The sequence below is a fragment of the Pseudaquabacterium inlustre genome, from assembly GCF_038066595.1.
GTDB classification, from domain to species: domain Bacteria; phylum Pseudomonadota; class Gammaproteobacteria; order Burkholderiales; family Burkholderiaceae_C; genus Pseudaquabacterium; species Pseudaquabacterium inlustre.
In genome coordinates this window covers 112216-135813 of sequence record NZ_JBBUTH010000008.1, presented here as the reverse complement: position 1 = coordinate 135813, position 23598 = coordinate 112216, and the positions used below count along the sequence as shown (strand labels likewise).

General features: G+C 70.5%; 19 protein-coding genes. 7 read left to right on the top strand and 12 right to left on the bottom strand.

The window, feature by feature from the left end; genetic code table 11:
* Positions 1–211: 211 nt before the first annotated feature.
* Positions 212–1525, bottom strand: coding sequence for a serine hydrolase domain-containing protein (locus AACH10_RS15205; RefSeq protein ID WP_341411298.1), 1314 nt, complete (start codon positions 1523–1525; stop codon positions 212–214).
* Positions 1526–1636: 111 nt separating this feature from the next.
* Between AACH10_RS15205 and AACH10_RS15200 the strand changes: the two genes are divergently transcribed.
* Positions 1637–2305, top strand: coding sequence for a histidine phosphatase family protein (locus tag AACH10_RS15200; protein ID WP_341411297.1), 669 nt, complete (start codon positions 1637–1639; stop codon positions 2303–2305).
* Positions 2306–2332: 27 nt separating this feature from the next.
* Here AACH10_RS15200 and AACH10_RS15195 read toward each other — a convergent pair whose 3' ends face one another.
* From AACH10_RS15195 to AACH10_RS15175, 5 genes are all read right to left on the bottom strand, one after another.
* Entirely contained in the window at positions 2333–2872 is a 540-nt protein-coding gene (locus tag AACH10_RS15195; RefSeq protein ID WP_341411296.1) for a PEP-CTERM sorting domain-containing protein, read from the bottom strand.
* A gap of 121 nt (positions 2873–2993) precedes the next feature.
* Positions 2994–4340 (bottom strand): tetratricopeptide repeat protein, encoded by a 1347-nt coding sequence (locus tag AACH10_RS15190; RefSeq protein WP_341411295.1) that lies wholly within the window; start codon positions 4338–4340, stop codon positions 2994–2996.
* A complete protein-coding gene (locus tag AACH10_RS15185) occupies positions 4337–5830 on the bottom strand; it encodes an ABC transporter substrate-binding protein (RefSeq protein WP_423228612.1) in 1494 nt (497 codons plus the stop codon). Before AACH10_RS15185 ends, AACH10_RS15190 begins: the two co-directional genes overlap by 4 nt.
* Positions 5831–5839: 9 nt before the next feature.
* Entirely contained in the window at positions 5840–6229 is a 390-nt protein-coding gene (locus AACH10_RS15180; protein ID WP_341411293.1) for a thioredoxin family protein, read from the bottom strand.
* Positions 6226–7161, bottom strand: a complete 936-nt coding sequence (locus AACH10_RS15175; protein ID WP_341411292.1) for a LysR family transcriptional regulator — start codon at positions 7159–7161, stop codon at positions 6226–6228. The genes AACH10_RS15180 and AACH10_RS15175 overlap by 4 nt, the downstream gene beginning before the upstream one ends.
* A 135-nt stretch (positions 7162–7296) precedes the next feature.
* On the opposite strand from AACH10_RS15175, the gene AACH10_RS15170 reads away from it, so the two are divergent.
* Positions 7297–7998, top strand: a complete 702-nt coding sequence (locus AACH10_RS15170; protein WP_341411291.1) for a haloacid dehalogenase type II — start codon at positions 7297–7299, stop codon at positions 7996–7998.
* A gap of 44 nt (positions 7999–8042) precedes the next feature.
* On the top strand, positions 8043–10238 hold the full coding sequence (locus tag AACH10_RS15165) for a malate synthase G (protein WP_341411290.1): 2196 nt from the start codon (positions 8043–8045) through the stop codon (positions 10236–10238).
* 93 nt (positions 10239–10331) lie between these two features.
* On the opposite strand, the gene AACH10_RS15160 is transcribed toward AACH10_RS15165, so the two are convergent.
* Both AACH10_RS15160 and AACH10_RS15155 read right to left on the bottom strand, forming a co-directional pair.
* A complete protein-coding gene (locus tag AACH10_RS15160) occupies positions 10332–10712 on the bottom strand; it encodes a hypothetical protein (RefSeq protein WP_341411289.1) in 381 nt (126 codons plus the stop codon).
* Positions 10713–10809: 97 nt separating this feature from the next.
* A complete protein-coding gene (locus AACH10_RS15155; RefSeq protein WP_341411288.1) occupies positions 10810–11199 on the bottom strand; it encodes a TraR/DksA family transcriptional regulator in 390 nt (129 codons plus the stop codon).
* A gap of 144 nt (positions 11200–11343) precedes the next feature.
* Between AACH10_RS15155 and AACH10_RS15150 the strand changes: the two genes are divergently transcribed.
* The 4 genes from AACH10_RS15150 to AACH10_RS15135 all read left to right on the top strand — a co-directional run bounded on the left by AACH10_RS15150 (position 11344) and on the right by AACH10_RS15135 (position 16664).
* Complete coding sequence (locus tag AACH10_RS15150) at positions 11344–12615, top strand: NAD(P)/FAD-dependent oxidoreductase (protein WP_341411287.1); 1272 nt, start codon at positions 11344–11346, stop codon at positions 12613–12615.
* A gap of 26 nt (positions 12616–12641) precedes the next feature.
* Complete coding sequence (locus AACH10_RS15145; RefSeq protein ID WP_341411286.1) at positions 12642–13403, top strand: class II glutamine amidotransferase; 762 nt, start codon at positions 12642–12644, stop codon at positions 13401–13403.
* A 448-nt stretch (positions 13404–13851) separates the two neighbouring features.
* Entirely contained in the window at positions 13852–14901 is a 1050-nt protein-coding gene (locus AACH10_RS15140; protein WP_341411285.1) for a hypothetical protein, read from the top strand.
* A 65-nt stretch (positions 14902–14966) separates the two neighbouring features.
* Positions 14967–16664 (top strand): M14 family metallopeptidase, encoded by a 1698-nt coding sequence (locus AACH10_RS15135; RefSeq protein ID WP_341411284.1) that lies wholly within the window; start codon positions 14967–14969, stop codon positions 16662–16664.
* On the opposite strand, the gene AACH10_RS15130 is transcribed toward AACH10_RS15135, so the two are convergent.
* The 4 genes from AACH10_RS15130 to purB all read right to left on the bottom strand — a co-directional run bounded on the left by AACH10_RS15130 (position 16651) and on the right by purB (position 23544).
* Positions 16651–17727, bottom strand: coding sequence for an MHFG family PEP-CTERM protein (locus AACH10_RS15130; RefSeq protein WP_341411283.1), 1077 nt, complete (start codon positions 17725–17727; stop codon positions 16651–16653). The genes AACH10_RS15135 and AACH10_RS15130 overlap by 14 nt on opposite strands.
* 132 nt (positions 17728–17859) lie before the next feature.
* Entirely contained in the window at positions 17860–21138 is a 3279-nt protein-coding gene (locus AACH10_RS15125) for a PAS domain S-box protein (protein ID WP_341411282.1), read from the bottom strand.
* Positions 21139–21302: 164 nt separating this feature from the next.
* Positions 21303–22130, bottom strand: a complete 828-nt coding sequence (gene pyrF, locus AACH10_RS15120; RefSeq protein ID WP_341411281.1) for an orotidine-5'-phosphate decarboxylase — start codon at positions 22128–22130, stop codon at positions 21303–21305.
* Between the two features lie 46 nt (positions 22131–22176).
* Positions 22177–23544 carry an adenylosuccinate lyase gene (purB, locus tag AACH10_RS15115; protein WP_341411280.1) on the bottom strand — a complete coding sequence of 456 codons (1368 nt, stop codon included), beginning with the start codon at positions 23542–23544 and terminating at the stop codon, positions 22177–22179.
* Between the last annotated feature and the right edge of the window lie 54 nt (positions 23545–23598).

Below are 23598 nucleotides of genomic sequence, written 5' to 3'. Positions count from 1 at the left end.
TCTGCCGTCCACCTCGGCACCCGATGGTTCGGTTGTCGGCACGCGAATGGGTGGTTTCGAGGCCCGAACTGCGTCGACTTGTAACCCCGATCCGTGCAAACCCGGGGCGCGAGCCCGGTTGTGACCGATCCGCACGAGGGAACGGTGGATCGGGCGCACCGGATTGCGTTTTGTCACAGTCCGGTGCGCCAGAGGGGGCGTCGTGCGCCGCTCACCGGCTGTTGGGCACCCGTGGCTCCATCACCGCCCCCGCCACGATGTTGCGCAGGATGCTGCGGTAGGGCACGCGCATCTTCGGGCTTTGCATCATGAACACCACGGCCAGGTCCTGCGCCGGGTCGAGCCACATGTAGGTGCCGCCGGCGCCGCCCCAGTAGACCTCTCCCACCGCGGCCGGGTAGGCGGCCTCGCCGGCGCTGGTGCGCACCGCCAACCCCAGGCCGAAGCCGTAGCCCGGGCCGGGCAGGTACAGCGGCGTGCGTGCCACGCTGCTGCCCAGGTGGTCGGCCGTCATGTAGGCCAGCGTGGCCGGGCTGATCAGGCGCTTGCCTTCCAGTTCGCCGCCGTGGCGCAGCATGGCCAGGAAGCGCATGTAGTCCGGCGCGGTGCTCACCAGGCCGCCGCCGCCCGATTCCATCTTCTCCACCTGGCGCGGGTTGCCCACCTGCGCGCCCACGCCGATCACGCGGTCGTCGGGCAGGGGCTCGGCCAGCCGGGCCTGGCGTTCGGGCTCGGGCACGTAGAAGCTGGTGTCCTTCATGCCCAGCGGCGCGAAGATGCGCTGCTGCAGGAAGGCGCCCAGCGTCTGGCCCGAGGCCACCTCGATCACGCGGCCCAGCACGTCGGTGGCGTTGCTGTAGTCCCAGGTGCTGCCGGGATGGAAGGCCAGCGGCATCTTGGCGATCTTCTCGGCGAACTCGGCGTTGGTGATGTCGCCGGCGGCGGTGATGCCGGCCTTCTGGTAGGCCTGCTTGACCAGGCCGTCGCCGAAGAAGCCATAGGTCAGGCCGGCGGTGTGGCGCAGCAGGTCTTGCACGGTGGGCGGGCGGCGCGGCGGCACCAGTTCCAGCGTCTTGTGGCCTTGCGCGTCGGTCTTCTCGACGCCCACCTTCACGTCGGCAAAGGCCGGGATGTAGCGCGCAATGGGCGCCTCCAGCAGCAGCTTGCCCTCCTCGGCCAGCATCAGCGCGGCCACGCTGACGATGGGCTTGGTCATCGAGTAGATGCGGAAGATGTCGTCGGTCTTCATCGGCGCCGGGCTGGCCGGGTCGCGCTGGCCGACGGCGTCGACATAGGCCAGCTTGCCGCCGCGCATCACCATCACCACCGCGCCGGGGATGCGCTTGGCGGCCACCTCGGCACGCAGCCAGTCGCTCACCCGCGTGAGCCGCTCGGACGACAGGCCCACGGCCTCGGGCCGGGCGATCGGCAGGCCCTGCGCCTGCACCGGGGCCAGTGGCGCGGCGGTGGCCAGGCCCAGCAGCGCGGCCAGCAGCAGGGGGCGGATGGGGGTGCTCAGGCGCATGCGGTCTCCTCGTGTGGGGTTTGGTGGTGCGGCGGATGATGCCGCGCCGGGCGGCCTGTGGTGTCACCCAGGCTGCGCGGCGGCCCTGGGGATTGCCCGGACAATGGCGCGATGACCGAACTGCTCGTGATTCGCCATGGTGAGACCGACTGGAACCGCCAGCACCGCTTCCAGGGGCAGATCGACGTGCCGCTCAACCCGATGGGCCTGGCGCAGGCCGAGCGCCTGGCGCAGCGCCTGGTCGACGAGCCGCTGGACCTGATCATCACCAGCGACCTGCAGCGCGCCCGCGCCACCGCCGAGTCGGTGGCACGTCGGCACGGGCGTGTGCCGCCGTTGCTGCCGCTGCCCGAGGCGCTGTGGCGCGAGCAGGGTTTCGGGGTGCTGGAAGGGCTGGATGTGCCCACCATCCGCAGCCAGCACCCGCAGGTTTGGCAACAGTGGGTGCGGCACGAGGCCGACTACGCGCCGCCCGGCGGCGAGAGCAACGCGGTGTTCCACGGCCGTGTGATGCAGGCGCTGCATGCGCTGCTGGCCGAGCACGCGGGCCGCCGCGTGGCGGTGTTCAGCCACGGGGGCGTGCTGGACATGCTGTGGCGCACCGCGCAGGGCCAGCCGCTGGCCGGCCCGCGCACCTGCGAGATCCCGAACACCGGTCTGAACCGGCTGCGCTGGGAGGGCGGCACGCTGCGCATCGTGCAGTGGGCCGAGGCCGGGCACCTGCAGGGCCTGCCGCCACAGCCCAGCACGGCGCAGACACGGCACCCCGAGGCACCGTAGCCGGGCGCAAGCGCCCGACGCGCAGCGTCAGCGCCGACGCGTCGCGCGCAGCGCCAGAGCGGCCAGACCGCCCGCCAGCATCAGCCAGGTTCCCGGCTCGGGCACATGGGCCACCTGGAATGCGGCAAAGCCGCCCGGCGACTGGCCCTGGTTGTCGACCGACTGGGCCCAGGCTGCCAGATTCCACTGGTGGGCCAGCGTGTGCGGCGTGGACGGCAGATGGTCTTCGGTACCGCCGGAGAAGCTGGAACCACCGGCGGCCACCACGGCCACCGGCAGGGCATGGATGACGTTCTCGATCTGTTCCCCATGCGGGCCCGTCTTGTGCAGATAGCTCAGTTCGACGCGCCAGGCCTTTGCCAGGTCATCCCAGGTTTCGGCGAACCAGACGTCCCAGTATTGCCCCTTGACGTACCCGCTGCCGCCCACATCCCAGCCCAGGTCGATCTTCAGGTTGGTGACGGTGTCCTGCATCACCTGCGGCATGTTGTTGACGGCATGTGCCGCCGGCAGGGCGGTGGCGGCCAGGGCCAGCAGGCCCGACTGGAGCCAGTGTTTCGCGATCACGGCAGTCCTCCCTCGTGAATGAGGCCTCCAGCTTAGGAAGTGCACGCCTGGGGTGGGCTGCGCTCGATCATGCGGAAACCCCGGATTTGCGGGGGTGACAACCGCGCCCTTCGCGTGGCGCTCAGTGCCTGTCTGGCAGCCCCAAGGCCGCATGCACCGTGCGCAGCCGGCGCGCCAGCCGCCGCGACTGCGGCGCCGCGTTCAGCCGCGGCTGCAGCACATTGAGCACGGTGGCCGCGTCGCCCGCGCGTTGGGCGGCATCCAGCCAGATCTGCTCGAACAGGTCTCGCTGGGCGTGGCTGCCGCCAATGCGCACCAGGCGCGGCAAGGCCACGGTCAGGGCCTCGGCGGCCTCGGCCCAGCGGCCTTGCGCATGGGCCAGCAGGCCGTGGGCGGCGGGCACCGCCACCTGCTGCCAGGCTGAGCGGCTGGTGGCGGGGGCGCGTGGCGCGAAGGCCACGATGGCGTCGCGCAGCGCCAGTGCCTCGGGCCGGCCGGCGCGCGCCAGGCCGTACAGGTACTGCAGGTCGAGGAAGGGCTGCACCTGGTCGTGCACGCGGCCGGCCAGGTGGTCGGCCAGGTCCTGCCAGCGATCGCCCACATCGACGCCGGCCAGCTCCAGCCGCGCCAGCAGTGACACCGCGCCCACCTGGTCCTGGCTGTAGCCCTTGTCCACGCCCCACACCTCGCGGTCGTACTGCGCCAGCGCCGCGGCCTCGTCGCCCAGCTCCAGGTGGAACAGCGCCAGGTGCCACCCGTTGTGGGTGCGCATGAAGGACGTCAGCCCTTGCCACGGCGCGCTGGCGCGGGCCATGAAGTCGCGCCCCTCGGCGAAGCGGCCGTCGGTGAGCATGACATGGGCGATGGCGTGCTCGGCCCAGGGCTCGGCGGCGCGCAGCGCCAGCGCGCGGCGGGCGCAGGCCTTGGCCTCGTGCAGGTGGTGGCACTGCTCGTGCGCGAAGGCCAGCAGGCCGTGGGTCCAGGCCACATCGGCGGCGGCGGCCTGGGCCGGCAGGGCCAGCCGCAGCATGGTGGGCGCATCGCCCAGGTTGAAGGCGTGGTACTGGCCCAGCTTGATGGCGGCCAGGTCACGCGGGTGGGCGCGGGCCAGCTCGGCGTGCACGGCCAGCGCGCTGGCCAGGTCGCCCTCGACCCAGGCCTGTACCGCGGTGGCGAACTGGCGCTCGCGATCGCTGGCGGGGCAGCCGGCGGCGCGCGCACGCGCCAGGTGGACGCGCGCCTGCGGCGGGCCGGCCGGCGATTCGCTGAACATCCACAGCGCGGCGGCGCAGGTCTGCACGATCAGGCTGTCGTCGTGCTCGGCCGCTGCCAGCACGGCCAGGATGCGCGGCTCGTAGGCCAGAAATCCCTCGATGAAACCAGCCACGGCGGCCACGCTGTCGGGCCGCTGCACCTGGATGGGATGGCCGAAGGGGTCGTGCGCCGCCAGCATGGCCCCGTGGCTCACCAGCTCAGCGCGGACAGGTCGTTGGCGAAGATCGGCATGTCCCGGCCCACGCCCTTGAGGCCGGTCTTGGCCACGGTGATGAAGGTGGGCTGGTACAGCCAGGCGGCCACGGCGTCGTCGGACACCAGGCGCTGGGCGTCGCCCATCAGCCGGTTGCGCTGGGCCAGGTCGGCCGTGGCCTGGATCTGCGCCCACAACGCGTTGAACTTGGCGCTCTCGTAGTTCCAGTAGTAGCCCGGCCGCGCGAAGTTGCCGAAGTCCAGCGGCTCCACATGGCTGACGATGGTCAGGTCATAGGCCTTCTGCTTGTAGACGGCATCCAGCCACTGCGCCCATTCCACATTTTCTTGTTTGGCGACGATGCCCACCTTGGCCAGCATGGCCGCGATCACCTCGCCGCCCTGGCGCGCATAGGGCACCGGTGGCAACTTCAGGCTCAGCTCCAGCGGGGTGGTGACGCCGGCTTCCTTCAGCAGCGCGCGGGCGCGGTCGGGGTTGAAGGCGTTCACCGCGGTCAGGTCCACGAAGCCCGGCGCGCCGGGCACGTAGAAGCTGCCGATCGGCGTGCCGAAGCCATCGGCCGAGCCGTCGACCACGGCCTTGCGGTCGATGGCCATGGCGATGGCGCGGCGCACGCGCACGTCGTCCAGCGGCTTGCGCCGGTTGTTCATGGCCAGGATGGTCTTGGCGCGCGTGCCGCCCACCAGCACCTGGAAGCGCTTGTCGGCGCGCAGTTGCGGCAGCGCCCGCGCCACCGCCACACGCGGGAACAGGTCCACGTCACCGGCCAGCAATGCCGCCACCTGGGCCGCGGCGTCGTTGATGAAGCGGATGCTCACGCGGCGCAGCGCGATGGCCTTGGCGTCGCGGTGGCCGTCCCAGCGCGCCAGCGTGATCTGCGCGCCCTTGGCCCAGGACTCCAGCCGGTAGGGGCCGGTGCCCACCGGGTTGGTGGCGTTGGTGGCCACGCTGCGGGGCTCGACGATCACGCCGGTGGCCTGGCCGATCTGGAACAGGAAGTCGGGGTTGACGTTCTTCAGCGTGATGACGACGGTGAGCGGGTCGGTGGCGCTGATGTTGACGATGTTGGCGTAGACCGCCTTGTCCTTGTTCAGGCTGTCGGCGGCGCCGGCGCGCTCGAAGGCGTACTTCACCGTCTGGGCGTTGAAGGGCTCGCCGTTGTGGAAGGTGACGCCGGGGCGCAGGTGGAAGGCCCAGGTCTTGTTGTCGGGCGTCACGGTCCAGCGCTCGGCCAGCAGCGGGGCGATGCTGCCGTCGGGCCGGATCTTGGTCAGCGTCTCCAGCACGTTGTAGAGCACCACCTCGCCGATGGCCGAGGCCGCGCCGGCGGTGGGGTCGAGCCCCGGCGGCTCCAGCGTCATGGCCAGCACCAGGCTGTCCTTGCGGCCCTGGGCATGGGCCGTGGCACCGGCCAAGCTGGACGCCAGGCCCCAGGCCGGCAGCGACAGGAACGGGCGACGTTGCATCACGGGTCTCCTTCAGTCCTTGCGGGCCGGCAGCGGCCGCTGCGGCCCCAGCCGCCACACGGCCCGGGCCATGTCGGGCGGCACCGGGCTGCCGGCGGCCAGGCTGCCGGCCTGCAGCGCCTCCAGCGTGCGCTGCAGCGTGCTGCCGTGCGGCAGCAGCGTGCCGAAGAACAACTGCTCGGGCCCGGCCGCGCTGGCGCGCTGGATCATCACGGTGGGGAAGTTCTCGATGTCCAGCGCATCGTCGCCCAGCGCGTCGCTGTCGTCCTCGATGTCGATCCAGGCAAAGCGGACCTGCGGCCAGGCGGCGGCCAGGCTGGCCATCGTGGCCTGGTAGGCGGTGCAGGTGGTGCACCAGCCGGCACACAGGCAGGTCACGAGCACGTCGGGGGCGGCGGTCATCGGCCGGATTCTCCGGTGCCGGGCGCGCCCTTGCGCCAGTACATCGGATCACCGTAGCTGTGCTTCAGGAAATCGATCCACAGCCGCACGCGCAGCGGCAGGTGCTTGCGCTGCGGCACCACGGCGTAGATGCCGTTGGGTGGCGAGGCGAAGTCGTCCAGCAGGGCCACCAGCGCGCCGCTGGCCAGGTCGGCTTCCACCTCCCAGGTGCTGCGCCACGCGATGCCCAGGCCCTGCAGGCACCAGGCGTGCAGCACCTGGCCGTCGCTGCAGTCCAGCCGGCCGCCGGGGCGCAGGTGCTGCACCTCGCCATCGACCGTGAAGGCCCAGCCGCGCGTCTGGCTGGCGTCGCTGCTGAGCGTCAGGCACTGGTGGCGCGCCAGATCGGTCGGCGTGGCCGGCATGCCGGCGCGTGCCAGGTAGCCGGGCGCGGCCACGCACAGGCGCCGGTTGTCAGCCAGGCGCACGCTGACCAGGCTGGAGTCGGGCATGTCGCCCACGCGCACCGCCACGTCGAAGCCCTCGTTGACGATGTCGACGACGCGGTCCGACAGGTTCAGCGACAGGCTCACGTCGGGGTGCTGGGCCAGAAAGCCCGGCACCAGCGTGGCCACATGGCGGCGGCCGAAGCCGGCCGGCGCGGTGATGCGCAGGTGGCCGCTGGCTTTCACGCCGCCGGCGGTGACGCTGGCCTCGGCATTGGCGATGTCCGACAGGATGCGCTGGCAATCCTCCAGGAACGCGCTGCCCTCGTGGGTGAGGGTGATGCGCCGCGTGGTGCGCACCAGCAGCTTGACCCCCAGGCGCTCTTCCAGCGCGTCAATGCGCCGGCCGATGACGGCGGGCGCCACCTCGGCGGCCTGGGCGGCGGCGGTCAGGCTGCCCTTGGTGGCCACCGCCACGAACGATTCGATCTGCTTTAGTCGGTCCACGGGCGCAGATTACACACTCGCAAGTCACGAATCAATCGCGAAACCACGCGGTTGATTGCATTCAATCAAGTCATCAATCCAAGAACTTTCATCTGCTTAATCGGTGCTCAGGTTCGGAATAGAGTTCGGGCCACGATGGACAAGCTGCCTGCCACCGCCGCCCACACGCCCGACGCCGTGCTGTTCGACGCCTACGGCACGCTGTTCGACGTGTACAGCGTGGCGCTGGCGGCCGAGCAGCTGTTTGCCGGCCAGGGCGCGGCGCTGGCCCAGGCCTGGCGCGACAAGCAGATCGAGTACACCCGGCTGCTGAGCATGAGCGGGCGCTACCGGCCGTTCTGGGACATCACCCGCGCGGCGCTGCGTTTCTGTGCCCAGCAACTGCAGCTGCCGCTGGGCCGCGCGGCCGAAGACCGGCTGATGAACGAGTACCGCCATCTCTCGGCCTTCCCCGAGAACGGCGAGGTGCTGCGCACGCTGCGCGAACGCGGGGTGCGCGCCGGCATCCTGAGCAATGGCGACCGCGAGATGCTGGCGGTGGCCGTGAAGAGCGCCGGCTTCGGCGACTGGCTCGACCCGGTGCTGTCGGCCGACGCGGTGCGCTGCTTCAAGACCGATCCGCGCGTCTACCAGCTGGGCTGCGACGCGCTGGCCCTGCCCGCGAGAAAGATCCTGTTCGTCTCCAGCAACGGCTGGGACGCCATCGGCGCCACCTGGTTCGGCTTCCACACGCTGTGGGTCAACCGCGCCGATGCACCGCTGGAGCAGCTGGACTGCGAGCCCACGCGCATCGGCCGCAGCCTGCGCGACGTGCTGGGCTTCTTTCCGGCCCGCTGACTTCCGTTTTCCACACTTCCCCGTCACGCTGAGGAGCTGACCCCATGACCGCACGCACCACGATCCATCGCCTGCAAGTGGCCACCCCGCTGGCCCAGTTCATCGACACCGAGGTGCTGCCCGGCACCGGGGTGGACCGTGCGGCCTTCTGGGCCGGCTTCGACGCCATCGCCCACGAGCTGGCGCCCAAGAACGCCGCGCTGCTGGCCGAGCGCGACCGCCTGCAGACCGAGATGGACGCCTGGCACCGCGCCCACCCCGGCCCGATCACCGACATGCCGGCCTACCGCGCCCAGCTGGAGCGCATCGGCTACCTGCAGCCGGTGCCGGCCGACTTCACCGTGACCACCGCCAATGTCGACGCCGAGCTGGCCACCCAGGCCGGCCCGCAGCTGGTGGTGCCGATCTTGAACGCCCGCTACGCGCTGAACGCCGCCAACGCCCGCTGGGGCAGCCTGTACGACGCGCTGTACGGCACCGACGCCATCGGTGAAGAGGGCGGCGCCGAGCGCGCCGGCGCCTACAACCCGGTGCGTGGCGCCAAGGTCATCGCCTTCGCCCGCCAGGTGCTGGACGACAGCGCCCCGCTGGCCGAGGGCAGCCACGCCCAGGCAACGCGCTACACGGTGCACGACGGCGCGCTGCATGTCACGCTCAGCAGCGGCCATGTCACCGGCCTGAAGGACGCCACGCAGTTCGTCGGCTTCCAGGGCGATGCGGCCTCGCCCTCGTCGGTGCTGCTGCAGCACAACGGCCTGCATCTGGACATCCGCATCGACCGCGGCACGCCCATCGGCCAGAGCGACGCCGCCGGCGTGGCCGACCTGGTGCTGGAGTCGGCGCTGTCCACCATCCTCGACCTGGAAGACTCGGTGGCCGCGGTGGACGCCGAAGACAAGCTGCTGGGCTACCGCAACTGGCTGGGCATCCTGCGCGGCACGCTGACCGAGGAGGTCAGCAAGGGCGGCAAGACCTTCACGCGCGGCCTCAACCTGGACCGCATGTACCACGGCCCCCGCGGCGAGAACGTGCGCCTGCACGGCCGCAGCCTGATGTTCGTGCGCAACGTGGGCCACCTGATGACCAACCCGGCCATCCTGCTGGCCGGCGGCGGCGAGATCCCCGAGGGCATCATGGACGCGGTGATCACCACCGCCATCGCGCTGCACGACCTGAAGGGTCTGGGCACTGCGGGCATCCGCAACAGCCGCACGGGCAGCGTCTACATCGTCAAGCCCAAGATGCACGGCCCGGCCGAGGTGGCCTTCGCCAGCGAGCTGTTCGGCCGTGTCGAGCAGCTGCTGGGCCTGCCCGACAGCACCGTGAAGCTGGGCATCATGGACGAGGAGCGCCGCACCAGCGTCAACCTGAAGGCCTGCATCGCCGCCGCCAGCAGCCGTGTGGCCTTCATCAACACCGGCTTCCTCGACCGCACCGGCGACGAGATGCACACCGCCATGCTGGCCGGCCCGATGATGCGCAAGGGCGACATCAAGGGCAGCGCCTGGATTGCCGCCTACGAGCGCCGCAACGTGCTGATCGGCCTGCAGTGCGGCCTGCGCGGCCGCGCCCAGATCGGCAAGGGCATGTGGGCCATGCCCGACCTGATGGCCGAGATGCTCAAGCAGAAGATCGGCCACCCCAAGGCCGGCGCCAACACCGCCTGGACACCCAGCCCCACCGCCGCCACGCTGCACGCGCTGCACTACCACCAGGTGAAAGTGGCCGAGGTGCAGCAGGCCATCGAGGCCAGCGGCGACGCCGGCAATGCCGCCATCACCGACAAGCTGCTGACCGACCTGCTGACCATCCCCGTGGTGGCCGAGGCCCGGTGGAGCGAGGCCGAGAAGCAGCAGGAGATCGACAACAACATCCAGGGCATCCTGGGCTACGTGGTGCGCTGGGTCGACCAGGGCGTGGGCTGCTCCAAGGTGCCCGACATCAACGACATCGGCCTGATGGAAGACCGCGCCACGCTGCGCATCAGCAGCCAGCACGTGGCCAACTGGCTGCACCACGGCGTCGTCACCGAAGCCCAGGTGCGCGACAGCTTCGCGCGCATGGCCGCCAAGGTGGACGGCCAGAACGCCGACGACAAGGCCTACAAGAGCCTGGTGGCCAACCCGAACGGCGCCGCCTTCCAGGCCGCGCTGGACCTGGTGTTCAAGGGCAAGGAGCAGCCCAGCGGCTACACCGAGCCGCTGCTGCACGCCTGGCGCCTGAAGGTCAAGGCGGCCTGATCGCGCGGCGGCCGCTCCGGCCGCACCATGAACAAGGGCGCCCCGCGGGGCGCCCTTGTTCGTTTCAGCCCGCGCGGGACGCGCGGACCGGGCTCACATCGGCGTGGGCGTGCCGTTCATGCGGTCGTACTTGACGAAGTACTTGCGCGCCTCGGCGATCAGCTGGTTCTCGGTGGGGTGGTCCACCGGCTCGTAGCCGACGATCTGCTTGCCCACCGGCGCGCGGTGCTTCTCGACGTAGTGGCGGAAGTCGGCCATCGCGCTGTTCGAGCCCGTCACCAGCACCTCGGTGATGCCGGACAGCGCGTCGCACACATGGCCGAAGAACTCGTGCTCGGTGCGCACGCCGCTGCCGTGCGTGCGGGTGTGGCGGCTGCTGGCCTTGACCTTCTGCGCCTCGACATGCTCGGCGTCGAACTGGAGGATCTGGGCCTGGTGGTGGTCGAGCCAGACGACGGCGTGGAACAGGGACATGACGGTTCTCCGGTGTCGGCGCCGCAACGCGGGCGCCGGGTTGGCAAAGTGGAATGAAAGTCGAAAGGGAAGACGGCGTGTGCGACGGGCGGCCGGCCTACATCGACGCGGTGCGCGGCCGCAGGCGCTCGCGCTGGGTCTCGCAGGCCACGCAGCGCAGGGCCTGCGGCTCCAGCTTCAGGCGCGCGAGCGGGATCTCGCCGTCGCAGTCGCTGCACAGGCCGTAGTGGCCGCTCGCCAAGCGGGCCAGGGCGGCGTCGATGGCGGCCAGTTCCACCACCTCGCGGTCCGAGATGGCCAGGTCCACCTCGCGGTCGGCGTCGCGTTGTGGCGCGTCGTCGCCGTCCTGCAGCAGCACCTCGCGGGCATGCTCCACGCGGGTCTGGCCAGCCAGGTGGCTGCGCTGTTGGGCTTCGATCTGCGTGCGCCGCGCGGCCAGTGCCGCATGCAGCGCTGTCTTGTCCTGGCCGTTCAGATGGGTGCTCATGTCATCTCTCCTTGAGCCCACTGTGGCACTGCGCCGGCGGGCCGGCGTTGATGCCGGTCAAGCCGTGGCGGCCTGCCTACAATCGCGCACCTTTCACCCGGCACGCCCCTGGCGGCGCGCCGCTTCAGCACCCCGACACGCACCATGACCGTCCCCACGCCCCTGCTGCCCGCGCGCTGCGATGTGCTGGTGGTGGGCGCCGGTCCCGCCGGCAGCGCCTGTGCGCAATGGCTGGCCCGGCATGGAGTGGACGTGGTGCAGGTCGATCAGCACCCCTTTCCGCGCGACAAGATCTGCGGCGACGGCCTGATCCCCGATGCCCACCACGCGCTGCAGCGCCTGGGCGTGCACGACGAGGTGATGGCCCTGGCCCAGCCGGTGGCGCATGTGGGCTGCATCGGCCCGCGCGGCGGCCGTGTCGATGTGCCCGGCCGCCTGGCCGTGCTGCCGCGCCGCCAGCTCGACCACATCCTGCAGCGTGCGGCCGAGCGTGCCGGCGTGCGCTTCTTCGCGCCCTGGCGCTTCGAGGCACCGCTGCTGGACGGCGAAGGCGATGGCGCCCGCGTGGCCGGTGCGCGCCTGAAGGCCCCGGGCGGTGCCCAGGCGCACGACATCCGTGCCCGCTGGGTGGTGCTGGCCACCGGCGCCGCTCCCAAGGCCCTGCAAGCCGCCGGCGTGTGCGAGCGCCACACGCCCAGCGGCATCGCGCTGCGCGGCTATGTGAAGAACGAGGCCATGGCCCCGCGCATCCGCGCGCTGGAGGTGGTGTGGCACAAGCGCCTGCGCAAGGGCTACGGCTGGATCTTTCCGTGCCGCGACGGCGTGTTCAACATCGGCGTGGGCCTGGCCCACAGCCATGACCAGGCCGCCGACGGCAAGGGCTCGATGCAGGACGTGAACCTGCGCGAGCTGTTCCAGGCCTTCACCGAGGTGCACCCGCATGCCGCGCAGCTGATGGCCGGCGGCACCGTGGTGGGCGAGCTGAAAGGCGCACCGCTGCGCTGCTCGCTGGAAGGCGCGCGCTGGAGCCGGCCCGGCCTGCTGGTCACAGGCGAGGCCGCCGGCAGCACCTATGCTTTCACCGGCGAGGGCATCGGCAAGGCCATGGAGACCGGCCTGCTGGCCGCCGAAGCCCTGCTGGGCGACCGCGGTGCAGCCGCGGCCGAGGCCGCCATCGACACCCTCGTGCGCCAGGCCTACGAGCACAGCCTGGCTGCGCTGAAGCCGCGTTTCGACCTCTACGAGCGCGCCAACCGGGTCAACAACCACCCCTGGCTGGCCGACCTGCTGATCTGGCGCGCCAACAAGAGCGCGCGCATCCTGCGCCGCATGGCCGGCGTGCTGGAAGAGACCGGCAACCCGGGCAACCTGGTCAGCCTGCGCGGCATCGCCAAGCTGTTCGTGCCGGGCCTCTGAACCGAACCCGCGAGGAGCGTGCCGCGATGTGTCAGCTGATGGGCATGAACGCGAACACGCCCACCGACGTGATGTTCTCGTTCGCCGGCCTGGCCACGCGCGCCACCGAACACAAGGACGGCTTCGGCATCGCCTTCTTCGAGGACAAGGGCGTGCGCCTGTTCGTCGACCCCGAGAGCGCGCTGCACTCGCCGGTGGCCGACCTCGTCAAGCGCTACCCGATCAAGAGCAGCCATGTCATCGCCCACATCCGCAAGGCCACGCAGGGCCAAGTGCGGCTGCAGAACACGCACCCCTTCGTGCGCGAGCTGTGGGGCCGCTACTGGGTGTTCGCCCACAACGGCGACCTGAAGGACTTCAACCCCCGGCTGCACGGCAGCTTTCGCCCCGTGGGCGACACCGACAGCGAGCGCGCGTTCTGCTGGCTGATGCAGGAACTGGCCAAGGCCCACGCCAGCGTGCCCACGGTCGATGAACTGACCCACACGCTGGCCGAACTGCTGCCCCAGCCGGCGCGCCACGGCACCTTCAACTGCCTGCTGGGCAACGGCCAGGCGCTGTGGGCGCATTGCAGCACCCACCTGCACTGGCTGGAACGCAAGCACCCCTTCGGCGCAGCCCACCTGGCCGACGAGGACCTGAGCGTGGACTTCGGCGCACTGACTTCGCCCGGCGACCGCGTGGCCATCGTGGCCACCCAGCCACTCACGCGCGGCGAGGACTGGACGGCGTTCGGGGCGGGGGAGTTGAGGGTGTTCGTGGGTGGCGCGTCGTCAGGGTACGGCTGATCTTATGCGGCACGTCGTAAGACCTTTGATCCGGGTCGCGCTGGGCGCGCTGTTGGTTGGCGTTCTAACACTGGCAGGTCTGGTGTACGTCACTGGCCGCAGCCCATTGGATGTGGTCATTGCTGCCTCGGAGTTCGGGGCCGGATCGCTGATTCGACACTTGGAGCGTCGCGTCGAAGGACATCCCCGCCTAGAACAGTGGCTAATTCCTGGCCTGCGCTTTGTCCAGCGTCGGGTAGAGCGGCCAGTTCCGACCACGGAGCTGGCGTCAGTCAGTGTCAAGGGACAACAGCTCCAAGCGTTGGCACCTTCGCGCTGGCGAGACGGAGCAGTCCTTGATGTCCTGATCACGGACCCTCTGTCGGAGGCCAGTCACGACATGTCGAGGTTCATACTCGTCCAGAACTTGTCGGAACTGCTTCAGGCTATAGCCGATGCCGAGCCCGGAATGGTGATCGAACTCATGCCGGGCGAATACATCGTGTCGCGCAGCATCTGGACAAAGCGCGGAGGACTCGCGCAACGCCCGATCGTTGTCCGTGCGGGCCGACCGGGGCTGGTTCGACTGAACTTTGTAGCGCAGGAGGGGTTTGTCGTTGCGCATCCGTATTGGCATTTTGAGAATTTAGAAATAAAGGGGGCATGTTCTGACGACAGCACTTGCGAGCACGCATTTCATATCGTCGGAAATGGACACCATGCGGTGATACGCAACAACCGCTTGCTAAATTTCAACGCACACGTGAAGGTCAATGGGCATGAAGGGCATTTCCCTGATGATGGTCTTCTGCAGTTCAATACCCTGAGCAACGAGCGAGTCAGGCGGACGGATAATCCAGTCTCACCGGTCGATATCGTCGCTGCCAGTCGTTGGCGTGTACTTGATAATACGGTGTCGAACTTCGCGCGCACCAACCGCCATCCGACTTACGGCGTCTTCATGAAAGGAGCCGGAGAGGGTGGTCGAATCGAGCGAAATCTTGTGCTTTGCACTACGGCTGATGTGTCTCGGAGCGGGACGCGTGTTGGCATTTCTCTCGGTGGCGGGGGCACATCGCCCAATGCCTGCCGCGACAAGGTGTGCAGGTTTGAACATTCGGCAGGTCGCATTGCCAACAATATCGTTGCCTTCTGCAATGAAAGCGGAGTCGACATCAATCGGTCGATCGGTGCAGACGTTCAACACAACACATTGGTCAATACAGCAGGGATCAGCGTTCGCGGTGAACCGGCAGTCGCGAGCCTCAGGGCGAACTTGTTGGATGGCCGAATCTTGGTTCGGAGAGAGGCCACAACATTTCAGATTGAGAACACGAAGATTGATTACTCCGACTATGACTCCGCAGACCGCCTGCGATTCTCCTGGTTAGGTCACGTGCCCAAGGTCACCATTGCCCAGCCGCTGAGTCGCGATTTCTGTGGACTTCCTAGACAACGCTCGGACGCAGTGGGCGCCATTGGTGTGTCGAGTACATGCGTGAAGAGCAGTGGTCAATGATGCGCTGCAACAACTTCTCACCTTGGCCTTCGCGGCTTTGGCTCTGCCTTTGAAGGGCTAGCTCCATGACGCCTCCCCCCCCCACCCCCCGCTTCGACACCTTCTACCGCCACGCCGAGCTCACCCAACTGCTGCGCGACTACGCTGCCGCGCGGCCGCAGCTGGTGCAGCTGTCGTCGCTGGGCAAGAGCTTCGAGGGGCGCGACATCTGGCTGCTCACCCTCACCAACACCGCCACCGGCGCCGCCTCCGACAAGCCGGCGATCTGGGTCGACGGCAACATCCATGCGGCCGAGCTGACGGCCAGCACGGCCTGCCTGTACTGGCTGCACCAGCTGGTGTCGGGCCATGGCAGCGACGCGGCGGTGACGCAGTTGCTGGACACCCGCGCTGTCTACCTGTGCCCGCGGCTGAATCCCGATGGCGCCGAGCTGGCGCTGGCCGACAAGCCGCGCTACATCCGCAGCTCCACCCGGCCCTACCCGTGGGACGAGGAGCCGGTGGAGGGCCTGACGGTGCAGGACATGGATGGCGACGGCCGCATACTGCACATGCGCATTCCCGATCCGCACGGGCCCTGGAAGGCGCACCCCGACGATGCGCGGCTGATGATCCCGCGCGAGCCGGGCGAGTTCGGCGGCCAGTACTGGCGCGTGATGCCGGAGGGCTCGCTGACGCACTTCGACGGCCTGCAGGTCAAGGTCAACCCCGACAAGGAAGGCCTGGACCTGAACCGCAACTTCCCGTCGCAGTGGCGCCAGGAGTTCCAGCAGCCCGGTGCGGGGCCGTACCCCACCAGCGAGCCCGAGGTGCGGGCCATGGTCGACTTCATCGTCCAGCATCCGAACATCGGCGCGGCGGTCAGCTTCCACACGCATTCCGGCGTCATCCTGCGGCCCATGGGCACGCAGAAGGACGACGACATGACGCCCGAGGATCTGTGGATGATCAAGCGCCTGTCGGCCATAGGCGAGAAGCTCACCGGCTACCCGGCGATCAGCATCTTCCACGACTTCAAGTACCACCCGAAGGAAGTCATCACCGGCACGCAGGACTGGCTGTACGAGCACCTGGGCGCGCTGTTCTGGACCGTGGAGCTGTGGGCGCCCAACCGCGAAGCCGGCATCACCGACTACGACTTCATCCACTGGTACCGCGACCATCCGCCCGAAGACGACCTGAAGCTGCTGAAGTGGAGCGACACGGTGTGCGGCGGCCAGGCGCACGTGGCCTGGTACCCCTACCGCCACCCGCAGCTGGGCATGGTGGAGCTGGGCGGCTGGGACCGGCTGAACTTCTGGCGCAACCCGCCGCCGGCGCTGCGCGAGAAGGAGGTGGCGCGCTTTCCGGCCTGGCTGAACCAGATCGGCCTGTCGCTGCCCAAGCTGGAGGTGTTGCGCACCGAGGTGCGATCACTGGGCGGTGACAGCTGGCGCATCCGCTTCGCGGTGGCCAACTCGGGCTACCTGCCCAGCTACGTGACGCAGCGCGCGCAGGAGCGCAAGGTGGTGCGCGGCACGGTGTTCGAGCTGCACCTGCCCGAGGGCGTGACGCTGCAGACCGGCAAGCGCCGGGTCGAGGCCGGGCCGCTGGAGGGCCATGCCGCGAAGAACTCGCTGCAGGCCTTCCTGCCCACGCGCGCCGTCACCGCCGACCGGGCGGTGGCCGAATGGGTGGTCAGCGCACCGCGTGGCACGCGCATCGCGCTCACCGCCGTGGCCGACCGCGCCGGCACGGTGCGCACCGAGGTCACGCTCGACTGATCGGGGCGCGGCCCGGCGCCCGTCGCCGGGCCACCAGGCCCAGACCGGCCAGGCCCAGGGCCCACAGCGCCACGGTGCCGGGCTCGGGCACCGGCGCGGCCGGCAGTTGGGTGGGCAACTGGGTGGGCAGCAGATCCGGGGTGGCTGTCGCCGGACCGTCGGCCAGGTTCTGGCGCGACACGAAGGCGATGCCCGACATCGACGGCGCTGCGCCGGCCAGCGGCTGCGGCACGACGCTGCTGCCGGTGGCCGCACCGGTACCGCCGCCGATCCACGGGCTCATGCCGCTGTCGCTGCCGGTGAGGGGCCAGCGCACCGTCGCGTGGTCGGCGCTGCCGCCACCCTGGCTCTGGCTCAGCCCACCGGCGTGGGTGGCGTCGACTGCGGCCTGTGCCTGATCGGCCGGCGTCCCGGGCGCGGCACCGCGCGCAAAGGAGTCCGGCGCGGCCGCCATGTCCTGGCCACCCGCGCCGTCGGTACCGGCCGTGGCTGAAGTGGCCGCCGTGGCCGCAGAACCGGGAGCGGCCGCAGCGCCACCGCCACCGCCACCGCCACCGCCACCGCCACCGCCACCGCCACCCGTGCTGGGCGCCGCGCTGCCGGAAGACGCCGCGACCGCTTCCGGCCGGCCGGTCTGGCCACCGGCGGCAGCCACGCCGGCGTTGCGCTGGATGCGGCTGAGGTTGCGGCACACCGTGGGCACCAGCAGGCAGTGGCCGTCCTCGCAGTACACCAGGCCGCGCTCCAGCGCCTGCTCGCTCCAGCGGGCGCGCGTCACCGTGCCGCACACCTGGCCGGAGCCGAAGTGCATGTCGCGGATCTCGGCACGGTAGCTGGCCTTGCGGCCATCGATGCGGTCGCGGCGGATGTCGACGATCTCGTCGTACTGCCGCTGCGCCATGCGGGCCTTCAGGCGCGCGCGCACCGGCGCGGGGATGTCGGCATAGCGGTCCACCGCCGCCACCAGGTCACCGGTGAAGGGGTTGTGGCCTGGGCGGTCCCAGGTGCAGGCAGGAAGGGTTGCAGGCGCGGTGGCCACCGCGACCGCCAGGGCCAACGACATGGTGTTCTCTTGGGTTCGGACTCGGCCCGGTCACCGCCAGCGGCGCCAGGTTACCTGCAGAATTTAGCGATTCGGCCCGCGTTCGGGTGGACAGGCCCCCCCGATTCACGCGGGAAGGCGCGCGGTGATCGGTCACGCTCCGACCGGGCCCGTTGCCACCGCGGCAGGCTGCCGGGCGGCCAGTGCCTGGCGCAGCGCCTCGCGCAGGCGCGCCGGCTCCACCGGCTTGGTGACGAAGTCGGTCATGCCGCTGGCCAGCGCGCGGTCGCGCTCGGAGGTCAGCGCGGCGGCGGTCAGCGCGATCACCGGCAGCTCGGCCGCCGTCCAGCGCTGGCGCAGGCGCAGCGTGGTGTCGTAGCCGCTCAGGCCGGGCATCTGCACATCCATCAGCACCACCTCGATCGGCTGGCCGGCGGCCAGCGCATCGTCCAGTGCGGCCAGGGCGCGCTCGCCGTCCTCGGCCTGCGTGACCACCAGGCCCCAGTGCTCCAGCAGCGACACGCCGATGACCATGTTGACGGCGTTGTCCTCCACCAGCAGCACGCGCACGCCGCGCAGCGCGGGGTCGACGCCGCTGCTGGTGGTGGCGGGGCTGTCCTGCGGCGGGGCGGGCGGCAGCGGCAGCTCCACATGGAAGCAGCTGCCGCGGCCGGGCTCGCTGTCGACGCCGATGCGCCCGCCCATCAGCTGCGCCAGTTCGCGGCTGATCGACAGGCCCAGGCCGGTGCCGCCGAAGCGCCGGGTGATCGACTGGTCGGCCTGCGTGAAGGGCTGGAACAGCCGCGCGCAGGTGGCCGCGTCGATGCCCGGCCCGGTGTCGCGCACCTCGAAGCGCACCCAGGGCGGGCCGTCGCCATCGGGCGCGGCGATGGGGCGCGCATGCAGTGCCACCTGGCCGACGGTGGTGAACTTCAGCGCGTTGTGCAGCAGGTTCACCAGCACCTGGCGCAGGCGCAGTGCGTCACCCTGCGCCCAGGCCGGCAGCGCCGGGTCGAGGCGGGCTTCGAAGCCCAGGCCGTGTGCGGCGGCCAGCGCGCCATAGGCCTGCTGCAGTGACTGCAGCAGCGCATCCAGCGCGAACGGTGCCGCCTCCACCGCCAGCTTGCCGGCCTCGATCTTCGACAGGTCGAGGATGTCGGAGATCAGCTGCGACAGTGTTTCGGCGCTCTCGCCGATCTGGTCCAGGTACAGGCGCAGCCGGGCCGGCTCCACCCCGGGCTGGCGCGCCAGGCGGGCCATGCCCAGCAGGCCGTTGAGCGGCGTGCGGATCTCGTGGCTGGTGCTGGCCAGGAAGGCGCTCTTGGCGCGGCTGGCGGCCTCGGCGGCGTCGCGGGCGCGGGCCAGCTCGCGCTCGGCCTGGCGGGCCTCGGTCACGTCGTCGGCGATCCAGATCGTGCCGCCCTCGGCGGGGCGCTGTGGGTCGATGGCCTTGGCCGCGAAGCGCATCATGAACCGGCTGCCGTCGCGCCGTCGCGCCTCGCGCTCGCCGCTCACCGCCTCGCCGCGCGACAGCGCCGGGCCCAGCTCCTCGCCGAGCGCGCGGTAGTCCTCGAGCGTGGGCCAGGTCACGGCGCCGGGCTGGCCGGCCAGCGTGCCGGGCGCCCAGCCCAGCATGCGCTCGTAGAAGGGGTTGGCCAGCTCGTAGCGCCGGTCGCGCGTGAAGGCGATGCCGATCGACGCGTTGGCCAGCATGGCCTCGCGTTCCTGCTGCAGGCGCAGCAGTTCGGTGATGTCGCGTGCGTTGATCAGCAGGTAGTCCTCGCCGTCGCGGGTGAAGCGCGTGGCAGCCAGCATCAGCCGCGCCACGCCCGCGCCGGTGTTGAAGCCGATCACCAGGTCGCGCACCTGGCCGTCGCGTGCCACCTGCTGCACCAGGCGGTCGCGGTCGGCCAGGTCGTGCCAGACGTTCAGCTCGATCGCGGTGCGGCCCAGCACCTCGCTGCGGGCCCGCCCCAGCACGCGGCAGAAGCTGTCGTTGACCATCACGTAGCGGCCGGTGTGCAGGTCGGTCAGCGTGATGATGTCGGGGCTCATCGACACCACGCGCTGCAGCAGGGCCTCGCTGCGCTGCAGCGCCTCGGCGGCCTGGTGGCGCGCGGTCTCGTCGCGGAACATGGCCAGCACCAGTGGCTCGCCATCACGCACCACGCGCACGGCCGAGGCCCGGGTCCACACCTTGCGGCCGTCGCGGGTGAGCATCACGCGGTCGGCCTCGGGCGCGGTGGCGTTGGCATCGTTCAGCGTGGCCAACCGCGCCTGCGCGACCGTGCGCTCGTCGGGCCCCATGTGCTCGCTCAGGATGTCATGGCCCAGCAGCGCGGCCACGCTGTCGTAGCCCAGCAGTTCGGCCGCGGCCGGGTTGGCGTCGACGATGGCGCCGCGCCGGTGCAGCACCATGGCACTGGGCGTGCGCATGAACAGGTCGCGGTAGCGCGACTCGGTGGCGGCCAGCGCCAGCCGGGCCTGGTGGTGGTCGGTCACGTCGCGTGCCACGCCCCAGAAGCCGGCCAGCCGTCCATCGGCATCCAGGCGCGCGCCGCCGCTGGCCAGCAGGTGGCGCATGCTGCCATCGGGCCGGCGCCAGGCCAGCGGCAGGTCGTGCAGTGCGCCCTGGCCGCTGAGCATGCGCCGCAACTCGGCCGAGGCCGCGTCGCCCAGCTCGATGGCCGGCAGCTCCCAGGGCGTGCGCCCCAGGGCCTGGCCCAGCGGCTTGAACTCGCCCTGGGCATTGCGCGCCTCGACGCGGCGCAGGCGCAGCTGCGCATCGGTCTCCCAGTAGGCCACGGTGGCAAAGCCCAGCAGGCTGCGAAAGCGCGCCTCGCGCTGTTCGGCGGCGGTGATGTGCTGCGCGATCAGGCCCACCACCGCGCGCCCCACGGCCGCGCCGGTGGCGATGGCCAGCAACTGCGCCACCGTCTGCAAGGGCAGCGGTGCCAGACCGGTGCCGGGGCCGGTGGGCGCACCAAGCAGGCCGGCCGCCTGCCCGGCGCTGAGCGCCAGCACCATGGCGGCGGCCAGGCCGGTGGCCACCCAGCCGAAGCGCGCCGAGCCGGCCACGTTGGCAATGGCCACCAGCAGCCCGTAGAACACCAGGCCCGGCGTCGTCAGGCCCCAGCCGCCCAGCGCGCTGTTCAGCCCCACCAGCGCCAGGGTCACCACGACCATGGTGCTCAGCGCCGTGCCGGCCCAGCGCTCGGGCATGCGCAGCGCCACCAGGCCGCCGAACGTCATCAGCCCGTAGCCGCTCAGCATCAGCCGGAAGGTGGGGAGGTCGACGCGGTGCCGCAGCACCAGCAGCGCCACCAGCGCGAACGCGCAGGAGAAGGTGTAGATCAGGAACACCGAGCGCACGATCCGGTACTGCAGCACCTGGCGCGCTGCGGATTGGCTGGCGTCTTTCAGCAGGGTCATGCCGGAGTGGGCGGTTCGGCCCAGGGCCGTGGTCCGGACCAGTGTCACCGATCCGTGCGGGCGCTCAAGGGCTGGAAAGCCCTTAACCCCTGGGGGTGTCGAGGCGGGGCATCATCCGCCGTCTGCCGCGCGGCCCTCGGCCGCGGCGGGCAGGCGGTTGGCGTTCAGCGCGCGGCGTTGAGCGCGCGGCGCGTGGTGTCGGCCACCGCGCGGGCGGCGCTGGCGAAGTCGTCGCCCGACGAGGCGTACAGCACCGCGCGCGACGAGTTCACGACGATCGGGCCGGTGGCGCTGCCAGCGGCCGCGCGCCAGCCGGCGCGCACCGTGGCCGCGGCATCGCCGCCCTGGGCGCCCACGCCCGGGATCAGCAGCGGCAGCGTGGGCGCCAGGGCCCGTACGCGCTCGATCTCGGCCGGGAAGGTGGCGCCCACCACCAGGCCCACCTGGCCGTTGCGGTTCCAGTCGCCGGCGGCCAGCTTGGCCACGTGTTCGTACAGCAGGCCACCGTCGGCCAGCGCCTGCGCCTGCAGGTCCGAGCCGCCGGGGTTGCTGGTGCGGCACAGCAGGAACAGGCCGCGGCCGTCCCAGCGCAGCCAGGGTTCCAGCGAGTCGAAGCCCATGTACGGCGACAGCGTCACCGCGTCGGCCTGGTAGCGCTCGAAGGCCTCGCGGGCATACAGCTCGGCGGTGGCGCCGATGTCGCCGCGCTTGGCGTCCAGGATGATGGGCACCTCGGGCGCGTTGCGCTTGATGTAGGCCATCAGCTCTTCCAGCTGGCCTTCCGCCCGGTGCGCCGCGAAGTAGGCGATCTGCGGCTTGTAGGCCAGCACCAGATCCTTCGTGGCGTCGACGATGCGTGCGCAGAAGTCGAAGATGCGACCGGCATCACCCTTCCAGGCCCCAGGGAACTTCGAGGGCTCGGGGTCCAGGCCCACGCACAGCAGGGAATCGGCACGCTTCTCAGCGGCGAGCAGGCGGTCGGTGAAGCGCATCGTCGTGGGGCTTTCGGGTCAGTCGCTCGGCGCGGGGCCGGCAGGGTCAGATGCGGCCAGCCAGCGTGGTGGCCAGGCCGGTGTAGCTGGCGGGCGTCATGGCCAGCAGGCGGGCCTTCTCGTCGGCCGGCAGGTCCAGCTTCTCGATGAAGCCCAGCATCAGCTCGCGCGTCATCGGCTGGCCGCGGGTGAAAGCCTTGAGCTGCTCGTACGGCTCGGGCAGGCCGTGGCGGCGCATCACGGTCTGGATGGCCTCGGCCATCACTTCCCAGGCGCCGTCCAGATCGGCGGCCAGCGCGGCGCGGTTGACTTCCAGCTTGCCCAGGCCCTTGGCCAGGCTGTCCAGGCCCAGCACGGCATAGCCCAGTGCCACGCCCATGTTGCGCAGCACGGTGCTGTCGGTCAGGTCACGCTGCCAGCGGCTGACCGGCAGCTTCTGGCTCAGGTGGGTGAGCAGCGCGCTGGCGATGCCGAAGTTGCCCTCGGCGTTCTCGAAGTCGATCGGGTTGACCTTGTGCGGCATGGTGCTGCTGCCGACTTCGCCGTCTTTCAGCTTTTGCTTGAAGTAGCCCAGCGAGATGTAGCCCCACACATCCCGGCTCCAGTCGATCAGGATGGTGTTGGCGCGGGTGATGGCGTCGAACAGCTCGGCCATGTAGTCGTGCGGCTCGATCTGGATGGTGTACGGGTTGAACGTCAGGCCCAGGCGCTCTTCCACCACGATGCGGCTGAAGGCCTGCCAGTCGTGCGCCGGGTAGGCGGCCAGATGGGCGTTGTAGTTGCCCACGGCGCCGTTCATCTTGGCCAGCAGCTTCACGTCGGCGATGCGTGCGCGCGCGGCGGTCAGGCGCGCCACCACGTTGGCGATCTCCTTGCCCACGGTGGTGGGGCTGGCGGTCTGGCCATGGGTGCGGCTGAGCATCGGCAGGTCGGCCAGGCCGTGGGCCATGCCACGCAGCGTGGCGATGACCTTGTCCAGCGCGGGCAGCAGCACGTCGGCGCGGGCGCCCTTGAGCATCAGCGCATGGCTGGTGTTGTTGATGTCCTCGCTGGTGCAGGCGAAGTGCACGAACTCGCCGGCGGCTTCCAGCTCCGGATGGCCCTTGAACTTGGCCTTCAGCCAGTACTCCACCGCCTTGACATCGTGGTTGGTGGTGCGCTCGATGTCCTTGATGGCGTTGGCATCGGCCTCTGCAAAGCGCAGCACCAGGCCGCGCAGGTAGCCGCGGCTGGCTTCCGACAGCGGCTTGAACTCGGTGAAGCCGGCGTCCGACAGCGCGATGAACCATTCCACCTCGACCTGCACGCGGCGGTGCATCAGGCCGTACTCGCTCATCAGCGGGCGCAGCGGGGCCAGGCGGCCGGCATAGCGGCCGTCCAGCGGCGACAGGGCGGAAATGGTGGAGAGGGTCATGGCGCGGGCAGGGCTGGGACGCCTCGCCGGCGCGCGCCGTCCACAGGGGGGCGG

Bases quoted from the DNA above. Each gene is read 5' to 3' on its own strand.
- AACH10_RS15205 (WP_341411298.1), bottom strand. From the start codon at position 1,525: ATGCGCCTGAGCACCCCCATCCGCCCCCTGCTGCTGGCCGCGCTGCTG.
- AACH10_RS15200 (WP_341411297.1), top strand. From the start codon at position 1,637: ATGACCGAACTGCTCGTGATTCGCCATGGTGAGACCGACTGGAACCGC.
- AACH10_RS15180 (WP_341411293.1), bottom strand. From the start codon at position 6,229: ATGACCGCCGCCCCCGACGTGCTCGTGACCTGCCTGTGTGCCGGCTGG.
- AACH10_RS15170 (WP_341411291.1), top strand. From the start codon at position 7,297: ATGGACAAGCTGCCTGCCACCGCCGCCCACACGCCCGACGCCGTGCTG.
- AACH10_RS15165 (WP_341411290.1), top strand. From the start codon at position 8,043: ATGACCGCACGCACCACGATCCATCGCCTGCAAGTGGCCACCCCGCTG.
- AACH10_RS15160 (WP_341411289.1), bottom strand. From the start codon at position 10,712: ATGTCCCTGTTCCACGCCGTCGTCTGGCTCGACCACCACCAGGCCCAG.
- AACH10_RS15155 (WP_341411288.1), bottom strand. From the start codon at position 11,199: ATGAGCACCCATCTGAACGGCCAGGACAAGACAGCGCTGCATGCGGCA.
- AACH10_RS15150 (WP_341411287.1), top strand. From the start codon at position 11,344: ATGACCGTCCCCACGCCCCTGCTGCCCGCGCGCTGCGATGTGCTGGTG.
- AACH10_RS15145 (WP_341411286.1), top strand. From the start codon at position 12,642: ATGTGTCAGCTGATGGGCATGAACGCGAACACGCCCACCGACGTGATG.
- AACH10_RS15140 (WP_341411285.1), top strand. From the start codon at position 13,852: ATGGTGATCGAACTCATGCCGGGCGAATACATCGTGTCGCGCAGCATC.
- AACH10_RS15135 (WP_341411284.1), top strand. From the start codon at position 14,967: ATGACGCCTCCCCCCCCCACCCCCCGCTTCGACACCTTCTACCGCCAC.
- AACH10_RS15130 (WP_341411283.1), bottom strand. From the start codon at position 17,727: ATGTCGTTGGCCCTGGCGGTCGCGGTGGCCACCGCGCCTGCAACCCTT.
- AACH10_RS15125 (WP_341411282.1), bottom strand. From the start codon at position 21,138: ATGACCCTGCTGAAAGACGCCAGCCAATCCGCAGCGCGCCAGGTGCTG.
- pyrF (WP_341411281.1), bottom strand. From the start codon at position 22,130: ATGCGCTTCACCGACCGCCTGCTCGCCGCTGAGAAGCGTGCCGATTCC.
- purB (WP_341411280.1), bottom strand. From the start codon at position 23,544: ATGACCCTCTCCACCATTTCCGCCCTGTCGCCGCTGGACGGCCGCTAT.